The sequence below is a fragment of the Streptomyces sp. SID10853 genome (assembly GCF_010548145.1).
GTDB lineage: Bacteria > Actinomycetota > Actinomycetes > Streptomycetales > Streptomycetaceae > Streptomyces.
In genome coordinates this window covers 1-16,211 of record NZ_JAAGLN010000160.1, presented here as the reverse complement: position 1 = coordinate 16,211, position 16,211 = coordinate 1, and the positions used below count along the sequence as shown (strand labels likewise).

The window sequence follows — 16,211 nt, the reverse complement described above, 5'->3', positions numbered from 1 at the left end:
GCTGGCGTGGTGGGAGCAGCCCCCGCGGCTGCGCCACCCTGCGCGGCGGCCACCCGGCCGCTTTCGCCCGACTGGTGTGGAGGGCTCGCGCTCACCGGGTCCGCACCCGCGGTGGGAGCACCGGCAGAACCTGGCTTGTAGTCGGCGAAGAAGTCCCACCAGGCTCGGTCGACCGAATTCGGGTCCTGGAGGTACTGCTGGTAAATCTCGTCGACGAGCCACTCATTGGGACCAAAAGCGTCGGCAGGACTCTTGCCCTGCTCCTCCTGGTCGGTCGAGATGCTCGAATTACTGGGGGACTGAGACGACACGGCGGCAACCGCCCTCTTCCGCTTCACAAGGTGATGGACAGCGGAAATAAAGGCTACGCCTCCCTGGCCTGGAGGTGCAGGCTGGGCGGGTCAACGTCGTGCAAGTCACACTTGAAAGCTGGTTTCGGGGCTTGAAATGGCGGGAAACAAGCGTGGTTCCGCACCATGCGGGTATGACGCATCACAGCTACCGCCCCATGGCCGGCACCCTCTGACGTGCTTACCCGCGGGTTCCGTCCGGAACCCGAGCTTCCGCTGAAGACTTTACGTCAACTTGGTGTTCTCGATACGCCCGGAAGAGTGACGCGTATCCGACAGCCACGGGAGGATTCGGCCACCCCGATGCGCCCACCGTGCAGATCGACCGCCCAGCGGGCGATGGCGAGCCCGAGCCCGGTACCGCCGTCACTGCCGGGACCGTGCGGGGACGGCGCGTGGCCGCGGTTGAAACGCTCGAAGACCCGGTGCCGCTCGGACTCGGGGATACCGGGGCCCTCGTCCGTGACCTCCAGGTCCAGCGACTCCGGCTGCGGGCCGCGCCGGGCGCGGACCGTGACCCGGCCGTGCGGCGGGGAGTGCTTGACCGCGTTGTCGATCAGATTCGCGACCACCTGGTGGAGCCGCTCGGCGTCCGCGTGCGCCGTCAGCTCGGGCGGCGAGACATCCAGATGGAGGTGGACGTCCGTCCGGGTGTGCCGGCCGCCGGAGCCCGTCGCGCCCGCGCGCTGCACGGCTGCGAGATTCGCCTCCTTCAGCACGCCCGAGAGATACGGCCACACCTCGAAGCGGCCCGCCTTGAGCGGCACCACCCCGTTGTCCAGCCGGGACAGGTCGAGCAGCGTCTCGACCAGCCGGCCGAGCCGCTCGGTCTGTTTGAGCGCCGTACGCATCGTCTCGGGGTCGGCGGCCGACACCCCGTCCACGACGTTCTCCAGCACCGCCCGCAGCGCCGCGATCGGGGTCCGCAGCTCATGGGAGACGTTCGCGACCAGCTCCTTGCGGTGCCGGTCCACCGCCTCCAGGTCCTCGGCCATGCGGTTGATGGTCGTGGCCAGATCGCCCAGCTCGTCCCTGCGGTCCGCGCCGCTCACCCGCCGGGTGTAGTCACCGTGCGAGATCGACCGGGCGACCGTGTTCATCTCGTCCAGCGGCGAGGTCAGGCTGTGCGCGACGAACTGGGTGATCAGCATCGAGGCGATCACCGAGAACACCGTGATGAACCGCAGCTCCGTCTTCGTCCGCAGCGCCACCAGCAGCAGCCCCGTGGTGATGAAGACCGACACCACCACCAGCGTGCCGAGCTTGGCCTTGATCGAGACCGGGAAGGGCCGCTGCCGGTTCCACGGCCAGGGCCGGGGCAGCGCCCGGGCCAGCTCGCGGCCCAGGTCCCGGGGCCAGGTGGCGCTCCAGGTACGCCGGTACCGCGGACGGTTCATGGTGCCGGGGTCTCCAGTGCGTACCCGACGCCGTGCACCGTACGGATACGCTCCGCGCCGATCTTCCGGCGGAGCGCCTTGATGTGGCTGTCCACGGTCCTGGTGCCGGAGGCGTCGGCCCAGTCCCAGACCTCGGCGAGCAGCTGCTCGCGGGAGAGGACGGCACGCGGGGTGTTCGCCAGGCAGACCAGCAGATCGAACTCGGTGGGCGTCAGGTGCACGTCGTCGTTGCGCACCCGCACCCGCCGCTGCGCGTGGTCGATCTCCAGCTCGCCGAGGCGCAGGATGCCGCTGCGCGGGGTCGACGCGGCGATGGTCGCCCGCTCCACCCGCCGCAGCAGGACATGGACCCGCGCCGCCAGCTCGCGCATCGAGAACGGCTTGGTCATGTAGTCGTCGGCGCCGACGCCGAGCCCGACCAGCATGTCGGTCTCGTCGTCGCGTGCCGTCAGCATCAGGACCGGTACCGGCCGCTGCGCCTGCACACGACGGCAGACCTCAAGGCCGTCGAAGCCCGGCAGCATCACGTCGAGGACCATCAGGTCCGGCTGCCAGCCCTGGGCCGCGTCCACCGCGGCGGGGCCGTCCGTGGCCGTCTGCACCTGGAAACCCTCGGCCCGCAGCCGTGCGGCGATGGCGTCGACGATCGTCGGGTCGTCCTCGACGACCAGCACCCGGCGCTGGGCGCCCGGGGTGGCCGCGACGCCGTTGTGGGTGGTGTGTGTCTGCTCCATCGCCCGCCCCTGGAAGTGCGCTCATGGTGTGCGTTCTGCTGCGTACGCGGCTGAAGCCAGCTGCGTTCTTGGACAAGGCGTCCACATCTCGTCTGCCGGTCAGCAGACTAGATGCCCGGACGCCGTCCCGGCTACGCAGGGCGAACACCGAGATGGACCACGTCAGGCACGCCCCGGGCAACTGGGATCTCTTCGGTCCTTACCCTGGTGAACCCGGCATTCCGCAAGGCTTCCTCAAAAGTCGCCGAGGGCTGAGCCGACCAGACGGCCAGGATTCCTCCCGGTTTGAGGCGTTCCATACACGCGGTGAGGCCGCTCGCGGTGTACAGACCGCCGTTGTCCTCGGTGACCGTCCACCCCGGTCCGTTGTCGATGTCCAGGCACAAAGCGTCATATGCCGATGTGGATCCGTGCATGTGTACGACCAGATCGGTGGGCAGGATCACAGTCCGGGGATCGGCGAGAGCCGCGCCGGAGATCCGGGCGAGCGGGCCCTCCCGGTGCCAGTCGATGACGGCCTGCTCGCGTTCGACGACCGTGATCGGGCCCCAGCGGGGGTCGGCCGCGGCGTGTGCGAGTGAGAATCCGACGCCGAGTCCGCCGATGAGTACGGAGGGACGGTCGCGGCCGGCCGGCAGCCCGGCCAGGGCCACGTCGATCAGCAGCCGCTCCGAGCGGCCGTCCGACGTGTCCATCAGGAAACAGCCGTTGGCGATGATCTCGAAGTGCTCCCCGCGCCGGCGCAGCACGACCTCGCCGTACGGGCCGTCGCGCCGGTCCAGCGTGCGTACGTCCTCGATGTCGCTGACGCTGCTCATGGTGGTGGGATCTCTCCTCCCGGGCCGGCCCCGGACGCCACGGGGGGTGCGGGGGTTGCTTCGTGTGGTGCGCGTCATAGGCGCGATCGGAGGCTATCCCGGAGAGTGAACACGAGGGGAAGCGGAGTCCAACGGACAGACCGACGGCCGACGGGACGGACAGAGTGCACCACATACCGCGGACACGGAGCCCGGCCGGTGGCCGGGGCCGCGCCCCGGCGCGCGTGCTGCGGCTGCTGCCCACCCCGGCCGGAACGCCCTTCACCTTCGGTTACGTCCTGGTGCTCGTCGCCACCTCGCTCTTCGCCGAGCACGCCGACCCGCACACCGTCACCACCCTGCTGCGCGACTCCAGTACGGACATGGCGCACCTGGCCCGTACCCCGCTGCTCGTCCTGGTCGGCAGCGCCCTGTGGATAGCCGGCGGCCTGCTCTCGGTGTCCACGCTCGGCCTGCTGTTCGTGCTCACCGCCCTGGAGCGCCGGATCGGGGCGCTGCGCACCGGTGCCGTGTTCCTTGCCGGGCATGTGCTGGCGACGCTGGCGACCGAGATCCCGGTCGGTGTCGCGGTCGCCGCCGGCCATCTCCCCGACTCCTCGCTCCACCGTTTGGACTACGGCATCAGCTTCGGGCTGATGACCGGTGTCGGGGCCCTGGCGGGACTGCTGCCGCCGCTGCTGCGCTGGCCTCTGCTGGCGGCCGTCGCCACGGCGCTCGGCCAGGCGCTGCTGGCGCTCGGCGACCCGCTCACCGACTGGGGCCACCCGCTCTCGCTCGGCATCGGTCTGGCGTCCTGGCCGCTGGTGCGGCGCTGGGCGGCCGCCCGGGCCGGCCGGGCGCCGGCCCCGCCGGTCGTGTCCGCCCCGCCGGTCATGACCGCCGGACAGCCCCTGGCGTCCCCGCAGCCCGCCACGCCGCAGCCCCTGGCGCCAGAAGCGGCCGCTGCCGGCCCCGCCGACATCCTCTCCGGTGGCCTCGGCCGCCCCGATCGCTGAGAGCGAACGCCCGCCCGGGAACACCAGGACCCTTCTTGGCATTGAGTCTGGATAGCTCAACTTCACTGCCTAAGGGGAGATCATGGCTGACACGTCCACACCGCTCACCCTGCCCGTGCTGCCGCTCGACGACGAGGTCGTGCTGCCCGGAATGGTGGTGCCGCTGGACCTTTCCGACGCGGACGTACGCGCCGCCGTGGAGGCCGCCCAGGCGTCCTCCGCCCGCTCCAGTGGCAACAAGCCGCTGGTCCTCCTCGTTCCGCGGCTCGACGGCAGCTATGCGAGCACCGGCGTCCTCGGCACCGTCGAACAGGTCGGCAGGCTCTCCGACGGAGACCCGGGCGCCCTGGTACGAGGCCGGGGCCGGGTCCGTATCGGCGCGGGCACCACCGGCCCCGGCACCGCCCTCTGGGTCGAGGGCATCCGGGTCGACGAGACCGACCCCGAGCCGCTGCCCGGTGCTGTCACCGCGCTGGTCAAGGAGTACAAGGCGCTGGCCACCGACTGGCTGAAGAAGCGCGGAGCCTGGCAGGTCGTCGACCGCGTCCAGCAGATCGAGGGCGTATCGGCGCTCGCCGACAACTCCGGATACTCGCCGTTCCTCACCCTCGCCCAGAAGACCGAGCTGCTGGAGACCGCCGACCCGGTGGCCAGGCTGAAGCTCGCCGTCCAGTGGCTGGGTGAGCACCTCGCCGAGCAGGACGTCGCCGAGTCCATCGCCAAGGACGTCCAGGAGGGCGTCGACAAGCAGCAGCGCGAGTTCCTGCTCCGCCGCCAGCTGGAGGCCGTACGCAAGGAGCTCTCCGAGCTGAACGGCGAGGCGGACGACGAGTCCGACGACTACCGCGCCCGGGTCGAGGCCGCCGCCCTCCCCGGATACGTCAGGGAGGCCGCGCTCAAGGAGGTCGAGAAGCTGGAGCGTGCGTCGGACCAGAGCCCCGAGGGGTCCTGGATCCGCACCTGGCTCGACACCGTCCTCGAACTGCCGTGGAACGAGCGCACCGAGGACGAGTACGACATCAGGGGCGCCAAGGCCGTCCTGGACGCGGAGCACTCCGGGCTCGACGACGTGAAGGAGCGCATCACCGAGTATCTGGCGGTGCGCAAGCGCCGTGCCGACCGCGGCATGGGTGTCGTCGGGGGCCGCCGCGGCGGTGCCGTACTGGCGCTCGTCGGCCCGCCGGGTGTCGGAAAGACCTCACTCGGTGAGGGAGTGGCGCACGCCATGGGCCGGAAGTTCGTCCGCGTCGCGCTCGGCGGCGTACGGGACGAGGCCGAGATCCGCGGCCACCGGCGCACCTACGTCGGCGCGCTGCCCGGACGGATCGTGCGGGCCATCAAGGAGGCCGGCTCGATGAACCCGGTCGTCCTGCTCGACGAGATCGACAAGGTCGGCTCGGACTTCCGCGGCGATCCGGCGGCCGCCCTGCTCGAAGTGCTCGACCCGGCGCAGAACCACACCTTCCGCGACCACTACCTGGAGGTCGAGCTGGACCTCTCCGATGTGGTGTTCCTGGCCACCGCGAATGTGCTCGAAGCCATCCCGGAGGCACTGCTCGACCGGATGGAGCTGGTCAGGCTCGACGGCTACACCGAGGACGAGAAGGTCGTCATCGCCCGCGACCACCTGCTGCCCAGGCAGCTGGAGCGCGCGGGTCTGGAGCCCGGCGAGGTGACGCTCGACGACTCCGCGCTGCGCAAGCTGGCGGGGGAGTACACCCGCGAGGCGGGCGTCCGGAATCTGGAGCGGGCCGTCGCCAGGCTGCTGCGGAAGGTCGCGGCCCAGCACGAATTGAACGAGCAGCAGCTGCCGCTCACCGTCACCGACGCTGAGCTGCGGCCGCTGATCGGGCGGCCGCACCATGTGCCGGAGTCCGCCCAGGACCCGGCGGAGCGCCGTACGGCGGTGCCCGGTGTGGCCACCGGGCTCGCGGTGACCGGCGCGGGCGGCGACGTCCTCTTCGTCGAGGCGTCGCTGGCCGACGCCGAGACCGGCGCGGCGGGGCTGACCCTCACCGGGCAGCTCGGCGACGTCATGAAGGAGTCGGCGCAGATCGCGCTCTCCTTCCTGCGCTCGCGCGGCGCCGAACTGGAGCTGCCGGTCGCGGATCTCAAGGAACGCGGGGTGCACATCCACTTCCCGGCGGGCGCGGTGCCCAAGGACGGTCCGAGCGCCGGTATCACCATGACGACGGCGCTGGCCTCGCTGCTCTCCGGGCGACAGGTCCGTACGGACGTGGCGATGACCGGTGAGGTGTCGCTGACCGGGCGGGTGCTGCCGATCGGCGGCCTGAAGCAGAAGCTGCTGGCCGCGCACCGGGCGGGCATCACGACCGTGGTGATCCCCAAGCGGAACGAGCCCGATCTGGACGACGTGCCCGCCGAGGTGCTCGACACCCTGGAGGTGCACCCGGTGACGGACGTCCGCCAGGTGCTGGAGATCGCGCTGTCCCCGGCGGAGGTACGGGTTCCGGCTGCCGCCTGACGGCTGCGGCTCAGGGCCCCCGGCGCGCTGCCGGGGGCCCTGGCCATGGCGTACGTCGTGCCGTTCTGCTGCCGTGGTGGTGGCCGTGGAAGCTGTGGGGTCAGCCGTTGGCGAGTGCCTGCACCCGGTCCAGCGCGCCGTTGAACTTGTCGTGGTCACCGACCGTCGGTCCGGACGAGGTGTACTGCCACATCGTCTGGAAGCCCCAGCCGGCGGGCAGCGTGCCGGGCGCCGATGCGTAGCGGGCGATCCAGAGCGGGTTGGTGGCCCCGAAGCCGCTGTTGTTGCCCGTGCACTGCGTCCACCAGCTGGTCGCGGTGTAGATCACCACGTCGCGTCCGGTGAGCGACTTGTAGGTGTTGGCGAAGTCGTGGATCCAGGCAACCATCGATGCCGCGCTCAGGCCGTAGCAGGCGTCGCCGTACGGATTCCACTCGATGTCCAGCACGCCCGGCAGGGTCTTGCCGTCGCGGGACCAGCCGCCGCCGTGGCTGACGAAGTAGTTCGCCTGGTTCGCCCCGCTGGAGTCGTTCGGCGTGGCGAAGTGGTACGCGCCGCGGATCATCCCGACGTTGTACGAGCCGTTGTACTGCTGCGTGAACGAGGGGTTCGTGTAGTAGTTGCCCTCGGTGGCCTTGGTGTAGGCCCAGCGCACACCGCTGCCCCACAGCGTCGCCCAGTCGACGTTCCCCTGGTAGCCGGAGACGTCGACGCCCTCGGTCTGGGCCGCGCGGGTGCCGATGGGGGTGCCGCCCTGGCCGTCGTGGGCGATGACGCCCATCCCCATGGTGGCTGTGCCGCGCGCCGGCGTGGCGGGAGATTCGGCGGCCGACGCCGAGCCGGGCAGGGCCAGCAGGGAGGTGAGGAAGGCGAGAAGGATCCCGACTGCGGCGATACGTCCGCGTCGGGCCGTTCCGGATCTGAGCACGGGCATGTGCGTGCCTCCGAAAGGCTCGGTGGGGGGAGCTGGGAGAAGTCTCCGGCATGTCGTGGTGTGGACATGTCAGCGATGACGACGCTACGCACGTAGACCCGTACGGCGGAAGGGGGCCCGGGTGCTGCCGTTGGTCTACTCCTGCGAAATACTGGTTCAGCTGCGGCGATGGCAGACGCTGAAAGAAACTTTCAGGATCGGGAAAGCTCGTAAGGGGTGCTGACGTGCACGACAGCGGTACTGGAAGTGAACTCCCCGTCCCGCCCGAGAGTGGTGTGGACCATGAATTCCTCGCACTGGAGCGGGAGTTGACCGTCTTCCTGCGCCGCGCGCGGGCCTCGTCCGGCGAGATGTCCCGCGCCGTCCACCCCGACCTGGAGGCAGCCGCCTACGGACTGCTGGTCTGCCTCGACGAGTGGGGCGGGCAGCGCGCCACCGATCTGGCCGCCTATATCGGGGTCGGCCGGGCGACCATGAGCCGTCAACTGCGCTCCCTGGAGAACCTCGGACTGGTCACCCGGGAGCAGGACCCCGGCGACGGCCGGGCGTTCCTGGTGCAGCTCACCGTCGAGGGGCGCGAACGGATGCGCCGGGTGCGGGACGCGCGCCGGAGCGAGTACGTACGCAAGCTGGACGGCTGGGACCGGTCCGAGGTCGCGGAACTGGCCCGGCTGCTGCACCACTTGAACGCGCGCGCCGAGGAGTGAGTCCGACCGTGTACACCGCGGGGTGAGCCTGACTGCATACGCCGCGGGCTGAGCCGCGAGGGGGCCCGGGGCGGTCGGCGGCCGCGCCCGGTGCAGGCCGCACCGGCAGCAGGCGGCCGTCAGCCGCCTACAGCTCCAGCAGTACGGCCGAAGCGTCGTCGTGCGTCTTGCCGTTCCGGAGGAAGGCGCGGTCCGTGTCCGCGTCCTCCAGCGCCCGCACCCGCCCGATCAGCGCCTGTGGCCCCTCCTTGCGCAGCACCGCCAGGCACTGCGCCCAGTCACCCTCCCGGAACACCTCCACCCAGCGGCTCGCCCCGTCGCTGAGCGCGGCCAGCGCCCGTACCTCCGCAAGGGGCGTGCACCCGGTCACCGTGCGCGCCGCCACCGCGGGATCGGCGGCCGCGGTGAAGAAGCCGCCCTCCTGGTTCCGTGCCGCGTCGGCCGTCGCCTCGGTCGCCAGCACCTCGCGCGGCAGCCGGTCGAGCCGGTCGTCCAGCACCGCGCGTACGGCCCCCGAGGCGTCCTCCACCAGCAGCACCGAGTCGGACAGCACCAGGTGTTCGAGGGTCTCGGCGGACCAGCGCGCCATGACGACCGTCGCCTGCGGGGTCCGTACGTGAGAAAGGTCACAGATTGAGTCATGCGTTCCGGCGGTAAGGCGGATGGCCTCCGCGAGGACCTCACGCAGGGTCATATCCCGCCGCGAACCGGACAGTTCGACCAGGGAGCCGCCGAGTCGGGCGGTGAACCACGGCACGCCGTGTACACATCCGTCCGTCCCCGCCGGTGGAGTCACGCCGTCGAGCAGCACGAGCAGCCCGCCTTGTCCCGAGGCAGGCAGGACCGCACCTGTCCAGTCCTCGTTGGGGCGTCCGGGGGTGCCGGGGGTGGAGGCGAGTTCGATCCGCATACCGTTCAGTCTGCCCGAGGTCTTCACGACGGGCGCACAGCCACGGGCGAAAGGTACGGACCGCCGTCAGCGCCGTGAAACTTGGCACGGAATGTACGAGTCCGTAACCGCCCCGGCGCTCTGCGGGCGGGCATCTTGCCAAAGCCGGTCCGGAAGTTCCAACCGGCGCTCCGTGCGCGCCCCGCGTGCGCGGGTCGCAGAGTTGTTCGCCAACTTGCAGTTGATGTTCACTCGTTCAGGTGGCTGACCTGGTGATGCGCACTCCCCTCCCAAAACCACTGGAATGGTCAGAAGCCGTACCAGAGGCGGGAGCGCATCCTTGTGATCGGTCATCACCTCGGCGTCATGCGTGGACGAGTCAAGATTGTGAGCACCGGTGCAGAACAAGCGGCTTCGGGGCAACAGGGGCGTGCCGCCCGAGCGGACCACCCGGGTACGCAGGCGCCTGGTCGCCGGCGTGGCCGTCGTCGGCCTCGCCGTGCTCGCGGCGAGTGCCCCCTCGGTCTACGGCGCGCCGGCCGAACTGACCGACGCCCAGCACCTGGTCACCCTCTCCAACCTGGACCAGCAGACCGTCTCCCTGGCGCACGACCTCGCGGACGAGCGGGACGACGTCACGGTCTACATCGCGGGCGGGCGCGCCAAGAAGGACAAGCTGGCGGCCGACCGGGCCACCCGGGTCGACAGCGACATCGAGGAGATCGGCACGGCCGCACCGGCCGCCCTCCGGCATGACCTCGCCACCCTGCCGTCCGTCCGCAGGACGGCCCTCACCGGCAAGAGCACCGCGCTCGAAGCCAACAAGGCGTACTCCGACCTGATCGACAAGGTCCAGCAGACCTCCGCCCAACTCGCCGACCGCACACCGCCCGAGGCCGCCGCCGCGACCCGCGCCGTGGTCGACCTCGGCCGTGCCGTCGGACAGGCCTCCCAGACCCGCGGGCTGCTGCTCGGCGCGCTGGCCGTCCCGCGCCCGTCGGCCACCACCGTGTACGACCAGGCGACCGGCACCTACGTCCAGCAGCAGGGCGTCGCCGTCGGCGCGGACGGCCGTACCAGGGACGGACTGAGCGCGGCCGCCCAGCAGGCCAGGGTCCGCGAACTCGCCGCCCTCGCCGACTTCGACCAGGCCGCGGACCCGGCCGACCAGGAGTCGCTGGCCTCCACGGTCTCCGGCTCCGAGGTCAGCAGCGCCGAGAGCTATCTCGCGCGCCTCGCCGAACAGCCCACGCTCTCCACCGCCGACCAGCAGACCGACCCGGCCAAGCTCGGTACGGCGCTGAGCGCGCGCACCGACCAGATGCGCGGCGTCGAGGCGTCACTCGCCGCCCGCCAGGACAAACGGCTCGCCGCGCTCCGCGACGACGCCGTGACCGCGCTGGAACTGCGGATCGCCCTCGCCGGGGTGCTGTTCCTCCTCACGGTCGGGGTCGGCGCCGCCGTCGCCCGTACGCTCACCCGCCCGCTCGCCGTGCTCCGGATCGGCGCCGCGCGCCTGTCCGGCGCCCCCGAGTCGGAGGAGCCGATCGTCTTCACCGGCCGCAACGACGAGTTCGCCCAGGTCGTCCGGTCCATCAACGCCCTGCACAGCAGGGTGCTGACCGCCGGCGCCCGCGCCGACCGCCTCGCGGGCGACCACCGCGATCTGCAGGGCGGCCGGGACAGGTTCGACGCCGAGCGCGCCATGCTGGAGGCGGACACCGCCGAGGTCACCGCCCAGCTCGACCGGCTGCGCCACACCGTCAGGGCGTCCTTCGTCAACCTCTCGCTGCGCTCCCTCGGCCTGGTCGAGCGTCAGCTCACCGTCATCGAGGGCCTTGAGGAGCGTGAGCAGGACCCCGAGGCGCTCGCCACCCTGTTCAAGCTCGACCACATGGCGACCGTGCTGCGCCGCCACAGCGAGAACCTGCTGGTCCTCGCGGGCACCGAGCACGGCCACGGCCAGGCCGGCGGACCTGTCCCGCTGGTGGACGTGCTGCGGGCCTCGGTCAGTGAGATCGAGCGGTACGAACGGGTCGCCATCCAGGCGCTGCCGCCGCGCTCCCAGGTCGCCGGCTTCGCCGCCGACGACATCAGCCACCTCGTCGCCGAGCTGCTGGAGAACGCCACCGCGTTCTCGCCGCCCGAGGCCCAGGTCCAGCTCTCCGGCTGGCTCCTGGAGAACGGCGAGGTGATGCTCTCCGTACAGGACGAAGGCATCGGCATGTCGCCCGGCCGGCGCACCGAGCTCAACGCGCTGCTCGCCGACCCCGACGCGTCCCGTCCGGGCGCACCCGGCGACGAGCAGTCCGGCCTCGGCCTCCACGTGGCCTCGCTGCTGGCCAAGCGGCACGGCGTACGGGTCGAACTGCGCGAGCAGAAGCAGGGCGGGGTGGCCGCCGTCGTCGTGCTGCCCAGCGCGCTGCTGCCGGACGAACCCCCGGCCGCGCCCCCGCACTTCGCACCGGACGCCGGGTCGGCGCCCGTGCTGAACCTGCCCGGCTCGATGGCCGAGGCCAACTCCAACACGATCCCGACCAGGTCGCGTTACGAGATAGGGGCCGACACCCACGAGCGCACCGCCGACGAGGTGGACGAGCCGACCTTCACGATGCGGCGGCCCGCCCCCGTAACGGATCCGGAGACTGCCCCGGAGCCCGGGACCGTGCCGGAGCGGGAGCCGGCGTCCGATCCCATGAGCGGGCCCGGCCGGGCCGCAGCGGCTCCAGGCCCCGAGCTGGGCCCGGAGCCGAGCCCCGACCCGGACCAGGACTCCGCCGCCGGCGGTGTCCCCGTCGGCGGTATCCCGGAGCAGGGGGCCGGCCGTGTCACCGACAAGGGGCTGCCCAAGCGCGTCCCCAAGGTCACCAAGCCCGAGGGAACAGCCCCGAAGCAGCGCACCGGCAGTGTCGACGCCGCTGCCCTGCGCCGGAGGCTCGGCGGCTTCCACCAAGGAGCCAAGGACGGCCGTAAGGACGTCGAAACGGAGATCTCGGAGCAGAGATCGGATGTTGTACGTACCGATGACGCGGGGGACAGTGTCGAGGAGGCACGCAGTTGACTGCGCCCAGCACATTCGGACTCAGCAGTGAAGCCCGGAACCTGCACTGGCTGTTGAAGGATCTCGTGGAGGAGGTCCCAGGGCTCCGCTCCGTCGCCGTCGTCTCGTCCGACGGCCTGATGCTGCTCTCCTCGGATCCCGAGGTCTCGGCAGCCGGCCAGGCCACGCCCGTCCGGCGGACCGGTCCCAAGGGGTCGGCCGCCGATCTCGCCACCATCGTCTCCGGCATCGGCAGCCTCACCATCGGCGCCGCGAAGCTGATGGACGGCGGGGGCGTCAAGCAGACGATGGTCGCCATGGAGGAGGGCAGCGTCTTCGTGATGTCGATCAGTGACGGCTCGCTGCTGGGTGTGCACGCCACACCGGACTGCGACATGAGCGTCGTCGCGTACCACATGGCGCTCTTCGTCGGCCGCGCCGGGCATGTCCTCACCCCCGAACTCCGCAGCGAGCTGCGCAAATCGATGGAGAGCGCCCAGTGACCCCGGCCCTTCCGGTCCGTAACCCGGATCGCCGCCCCGCGCGAGTGCGCCCGTACTCGCTGACCGGCGGCCGCACCAAATTCGGCCACATCCTCTTCGTGGAGACCTTCGTGGCCGCGATCGAAGCGTCGCCCGAGCGCCCGGAGCTGGCCAACGGCCCCGCGCGCCTCATGCCGGAGATGCGCGCCATCGTCGAGATCTGCCGCCGGATGCGCACCGTCGCGGAGATCTCGGCGCTGCTCAAGATGCCGCTGGGGGTCGTCCGCGTCCTGCTCAGCGACCTCGCAGACCAGGGAAAGATCCGTGTGTACGGTACGGGGCACGGCGAAGGCCAGCCCGACCGCGCGTTGCTCGAAAGGGTACTGAGTGGACTCCGCCGTCTCTGAGACGCTGATCCCCGCCGAGGCCGATGAGGCCGATGAGGCCGTCCAAGCCTGGCAGAACGACCGCACCCGGGCCCCCATATCCACCAAGATCGTGGTGGCGGGCGGCTTCGGAGTGGGCAAGACGACCTTCGTCAGCTCCGTCTCGGAGATCACCCCGCTCCAGACCGAAGCCCTGATGACCCAGGCGAGCGAGGAGACCGACGACCTCAGCGCCACACCGGACAAGCTGACCACCACGGTCGCGATGGACTTCGGCCGGCTGACGCTCGACGACGACCTCGTGCTGTACGTGTTCGGGACGCCCGGCCAGCAGCGCTTCTGGTTCATGTGGGACGACCTGGTGCGCGGCGCGATCGGCGCGATAGTGCTCGCCGACACCCGCAGGCTCGCCGACTGCTTCCCCGCACTCGACTACTTCGAGAGCTGCGGGCTGCCGTACATCGTCTCGGTCAACCACTTCGAGGGCACACCGGCCTTCGAGCCACAGGACGTGCGGGAGGCCCTGACGATTCCTCCGCACGTGCCTGTACTGATCATGGACGCGCGTAACAGAATGACGGTGGTCGAGTCCCTGCTGGCCCTGGTGGGCCACGCGCTCGACACCACCCCCGAATAGGAGAACAACCCGCCATGCGGAAGATACTCATCGTCGGAGCCGGCCAGTCCGGGCTCCAGCTGGCTCTCGGCCTCCAGACCCAGGGCTACGAGGTCACGCTCATGTCCAACCGCACGGCCGATGAGATCCGCTCCGGCAGAGTCATGTCCACGCAGTGCATGTTCCACACGGCGCTCCAGCACGAGCGTGACCTCCAGCTCAACTTCTGGGAGTCCCAGGCGCCGAGGATCGAGGCCCTCGGTGTCTCGGTGGCCGCCCCCGACTCCTCCCGCGCCATCGACTGGGTCGGCAGACTGGACGGCTACGCCCAGTCCGTCGACCAGCGTGTGAAGATGGCCGGCTGGATGGAGACCTTCGCGCAGCGCGGCGGCCAGCTGGTCATCCACGGTGCGGCAGTCTCCGACCTGGACTTCTTCGCCCGCACGTACGACCTGGTGATGGTCTCGGCCGGCAAGGGCGAGCTGGTGTCGATGTTCGGCCGGGACGCGGCGCGTTCGCCGTTCACGGTGCCGCAGCGTGCGCTGGCGGTGGCTTACGTGCACGGCATGGGCGTACGCCCCGAGCACCCCGACTTCGACGCGGTGCGCTGCAATCTGGTCCCCGGCGTCGGCGAGCTCTTCGTGATGCCGACCTTCACCAACAGCGGCCGCGCGGACATCCTCTTCTGGGAGGGCATACCCGGCGGCCCGCTGGACGCCTTCCAGGGCATCAAGGACCCCTCCGAGCACCTGGCCCTCACGCTCGAACTCATGGAGAAGTTCACGCCCTGGGAGTACGCGCGGGCGACGAAGGTCGAGCTGACCGACGCGGGCGGCACACTCGCCGGCCGGTACACCCCCACGGTCCGCAACCCCGTCGGCCGGCTGCCCGGCGGCGGTCTGGTGCTCGGCGTCGCCGACGTGGTCGTGGCCAACGACCCGATCACCGGGCAGGGCTCCAACTCGGCGTCGAAGTGCGCCGCCGCCTATCTCGGCTCCATCGTCGAGCGGGGCGACCAGCCCTTCGACGAGGCGTGGATGCAGCAGACGTTCGACCGCTACTGGGAGACGGCGCAGCACGTCACCAAGTGGACCAACGCGATGCTGGGCGTCCCTCCGGAGCACGTACTGAACCTGATCGGGGCCGGAGGCCAGCTCCAGCCGGTGGCCGACCGCTTCGCCAACGGGTTCAACAACCCGGCCGACTTCGAGAACTTCTTCTACGAGCCGGACAAGACGAACGCGTATCTGGCGTCGGTCGCGGGGGCCTGACCGCCGCCGTTGTCACTGCCACCCGGGCCCCGGCGCACCGCCACGGCCCTGCCCCGGCCGGGGCCCGCTCCGGCTCGTTCAGGCGTCCGGGCGGACCGCGCCGAGGATCGGGTTCGACGCGATGGGCGAGACCTTCACGGTGGCGCCGGGGCGGGGAGCCTGTACGACCTTGCCGTCGCCGATGTACAGCGCGACATGGGTGGCCTTCGGGAAGTAGACGATCAGGTCGCCGGGGCGCAGCGACCGCAGCGAGACCCGGTGCAGCCGGCGCCACTGTTCCTGGCTGGTGCGGGGGATGGTGCGCCCGGCGTGCGCCCAGGCCCGCCAGGTCAGCCCGGAACAGTCGAAGGAACCCGGGCCCTCAGCGCCCCAGAGGTACGGCTTGCCGACCTGGGCGAGCGCGAACGCCATGGCCCTGGCTCCCCGGGTCGACGCCGATGCGGGCGGTCCGCTCAGTGCCCCGGAGGCGTCCAGCGCTTTCTGGGCAGCGCTCGTGTCGGCGTCGTCCTGGGCCTTCACGTCGGACGCCTCGTCGGGTGAGAGCCCGGCCAGCAGTGCCTCCGCCTGGTGCAGCCGGTCCTGGGCCGTCCGGTACTGCTTCTTCTGCTTGGCGGCGAGCGCCTGCTTCTTCTGCAGTGCGGCGCGCGACGCGGTGTCGAGGGTCCCGGCGTGCTTCTCGGCTTTCTTGAGCTGTGCGGCCCTGGCCATCAGATCGGCCGACGCCCGCTGGATCTGGTGGCCCGCGTCGAGCGCCTGCTGGGGGTCGCCGCCGAGCATCAGGCTCAGATAGGGGGAGAGGCCGGACTGCTGCTGGTACTGCTCGCGGGCCAGCCGGCCGGCGGCGTTGCGGCTCTTGGCCAGCTCCATCCGCGCTTTCACCAGACCGGCGCCGACGCTCTTCGCCGCGGCCTGCTGGCGCTTGAGCGCCTCGGTGGTGGCGCGGTAGGTCTGCCCGGCCTGCTCGGACTGCTGGTAGAGGGTCCGGAGCCGGTTGAGGGTGGCCTCGGCCTGGGTCTGGGGGGCGGCGGGCGCGGCCTCACCCCGGGCCGGGGCGGCCAGGTCGGGATTCGCCGGGCCGGGCCGGCCGGTGGCCGGGTCCGCGGTGGG

Annotated in this window: 15 protein-coding genes; 8 read left to right on the top strand and 7 right to left on the bottom strand. The window is 71.1% G+C overall.

Features of this window, described 5'->3' with window-relative positions:
• The 4 genes from G3I19_RS37695 to G3I19_RS25265 form a co-directional block, all read right to left on the bottom strand.
• A partial coding sequence (locus G3I19_RS37695) for a hypothetical protein (RefSeq protein WP_343235204.1) occupies positions 1-311 on the bottom strand: 311 nt, incomplete at its 3' end.
• A gap of 269 nt (positions 312-580) precedes the next feature.
• Positions 581-1,747: a HAMP domain-containing sensor histidine kinase gene (locus G3I19_RS25275; protein ID WP_239074808.1), complete on the bottom strand. Its 1,167-nt coding sequence runs from the start codon at positions 1,745-1,747 to the stop codon at positions 581-583.
• Positions 1,744-2,481, bottom strand: a complete 738-nt coding sequence (locus tag G3I19_RS25270; protein WP_164266008.1) for a response regulator transcription factor — start codon at positions 2,479-2,481, stop codon at positions 1,744-1,746. Before G3I19_RS25270 ends, G3I19_RS25275 begins: the two co-directional genes overlap by 4 nt.
• Before the next feature lie 131 nt (positions 2,482-2,612).
• The gene (locus tag G3I19_RS25265; RefSeq protein ID WP_164266007.1) at positions 2,613-3,299 is read right to left on the bottom strand and encodes a spermidine synthase; all 687 of its coding nucleotides are present in this window, start codon (positions 3,297-3,299) and stop codon (positions 2,613-2,615) included.
• Positions 3,300-3,472: 173 nt separating this feature from the next.
• On the opposite strand from G3I19_RS25265, the gene G3I19_RS25260 reads away from it, so the two are divergent.
• Together G3I19_RS25260 and lon are read left to right on the top strand one after the other, a co-directional pair.
• Positions 3,473-4,294 carry a rhomboid-like protein gene (locus G3I19_RS25260; RefSeq protein WP_343235205.1) on the top strand — a complete coding sequence of 274 codons (822 nt, stop codon included), beginning with the start codon at positions 3,473-3,475 and terminating at the stop codon, positions 4,292-4,294.
• 82 nt (positions 4,295-4,376) lie between these two features.
• Positions 4,377-6,779: an endopeptidase La gene (lon, locus tag G3I19_RS25255; RefSeq protein ID WP_164266006.1), complete on the top strand. Its 2,403-nt coding sequence runs from the start codon at positions 4,377-4,379 to the stop codon at positions 6,777-6,779.
• A 100-nt stretch (positions 6,780-6,879) separates the two neighbouring features.
• Here lon and G3I19_RS25250 read toward each other — a convergent pair whose 3' ends face one another.
• Complete coding sequence (locus tag G3I19_RS25250) at positions 6,880-7,713, bottom strand: lysozyme (protein WP_164266005.1); 834 nt, start codon at positions 7,711-7,713, stop codon at positions 6,880-6,882.
• Positions 7,714-7,937: 224 nt separating this feature from the next.
• Between G3I19_RS25250 and G3I19_RS25245 the strand changes: the two genes are divergently transcribed.
• On the top strand, positions 7,938-8,420 hold the full coding sequence (locus tag G3I19_RS25245; protein WP_343235203.1) for a MarR family transcriptional regulator: 483 nt from the start codon (positions 7,938-7,940) through the stop codon (positions 8,418-8,420).
• A 127-nt stretch (positions 8,421-8,547) separates the two neighbouring features.
• On the opposite strand, the gene G3I19_RS25240 is transcribed toward G3I19_RS25245, so the two are convergent.
• A complete protein-coding gene (locus tag G3I19_RS25240) occupies positions 8,548-9,330 on the bottom strand; it encodes a protein phosphatase 2C domain-containing protein (protein WP_164266004.1) in 783 nt (260 codons plus the stop codon).
• Between the two features lie 376 nt (positions 9,331-9,706).
• Between G3I19_RS25240 and G3I19_RS25235 the strand changes: the two genes are divergently transcribed.
• Genes G3I19_RS25235 through G3I19_RS25215 form a run of 5 tightly spaced genes read left to right on the top strand, consistent with a single transcriptional unit; the run spans position 9,707 to position 15,104 of the window.
• A complete protein-coding gene (locus G3I19_RS25235) occupies positions 9,707-12,370 on the top strand; it encodes a nitrate- and nitrite sensing domain-containing protein (RefSeq protein ID WP_164266003.1) in 2,664 nt (887 codons plus the stop codon).
• On the top strand, positions 12,367-12,852 hold the full coding sequence (locus G3I19_RS25230) for a roadblock/LC7 domain-containing protein (RefSeq protein ID WP_164266002.1): 486 nt from the start codon (positions 12,367-12,369) through the stop codon (positions 12,850-12,852). The genes G3I19_RS25235 and G3I19_RS25230 overlap by 4 nt, the downstream gene beginning before the upstream one ends.
• On the top strand, positions 12,849-13,238 hold the full coding sequence (locus tag G3I19_RS25225; RefSeq protein ID WP_323183639.1) for a DUF742 domain-containing protein: 390 nt from the start codon (positions 12,849-12,851) through the stop codon (positions 13,236-13,238). Before G3I19_RS25230 ends, G3I19_RS25225 begins: the two co-directional genes overlap by 4 nt.
• The gene (locus G3I19_RS25220) at positions 13,219-13,854 is read left to right on the top strand and encodes an ATP/GTP-binding protein (RefSeq protein WP_164266001.1); all 636 of its coding nucleotides are present in this window, start codon (positions 13,219-13,221) and stop codon (positions 13,852-13,854) included. The genes G3I19_RS25225 and G3I19_RS25220 overlap by 20 nt, the downstream gene beginning before the upstream one ends.
• Before the next feature lie 14 nt (positions 13,855-13,868).
• Positions 13,869-15,104, top strand: coding sequence for a styrene monooxygenase/indole monooxygenase family protein (locus G3I19_RS25215; RefSeq protein WP_164266000.1), 1,236 nt, complete (start codon positions 13,869-13,871; stop codon positions 15,102-15,104).
• 78 nt (positions 15,105-15,182) lie between these two features.
• Here the strand turns inward: G3I19_RS25215 and G3I19_RS25210 are convergent.
• On the bottom strand, positions 15,183-16,211 hold a 1,029-nt coding region (locus tag G3I19_RS25210), incomplete at its 5' end, for a C40 family peptidase (protein ID WP_164265999.1).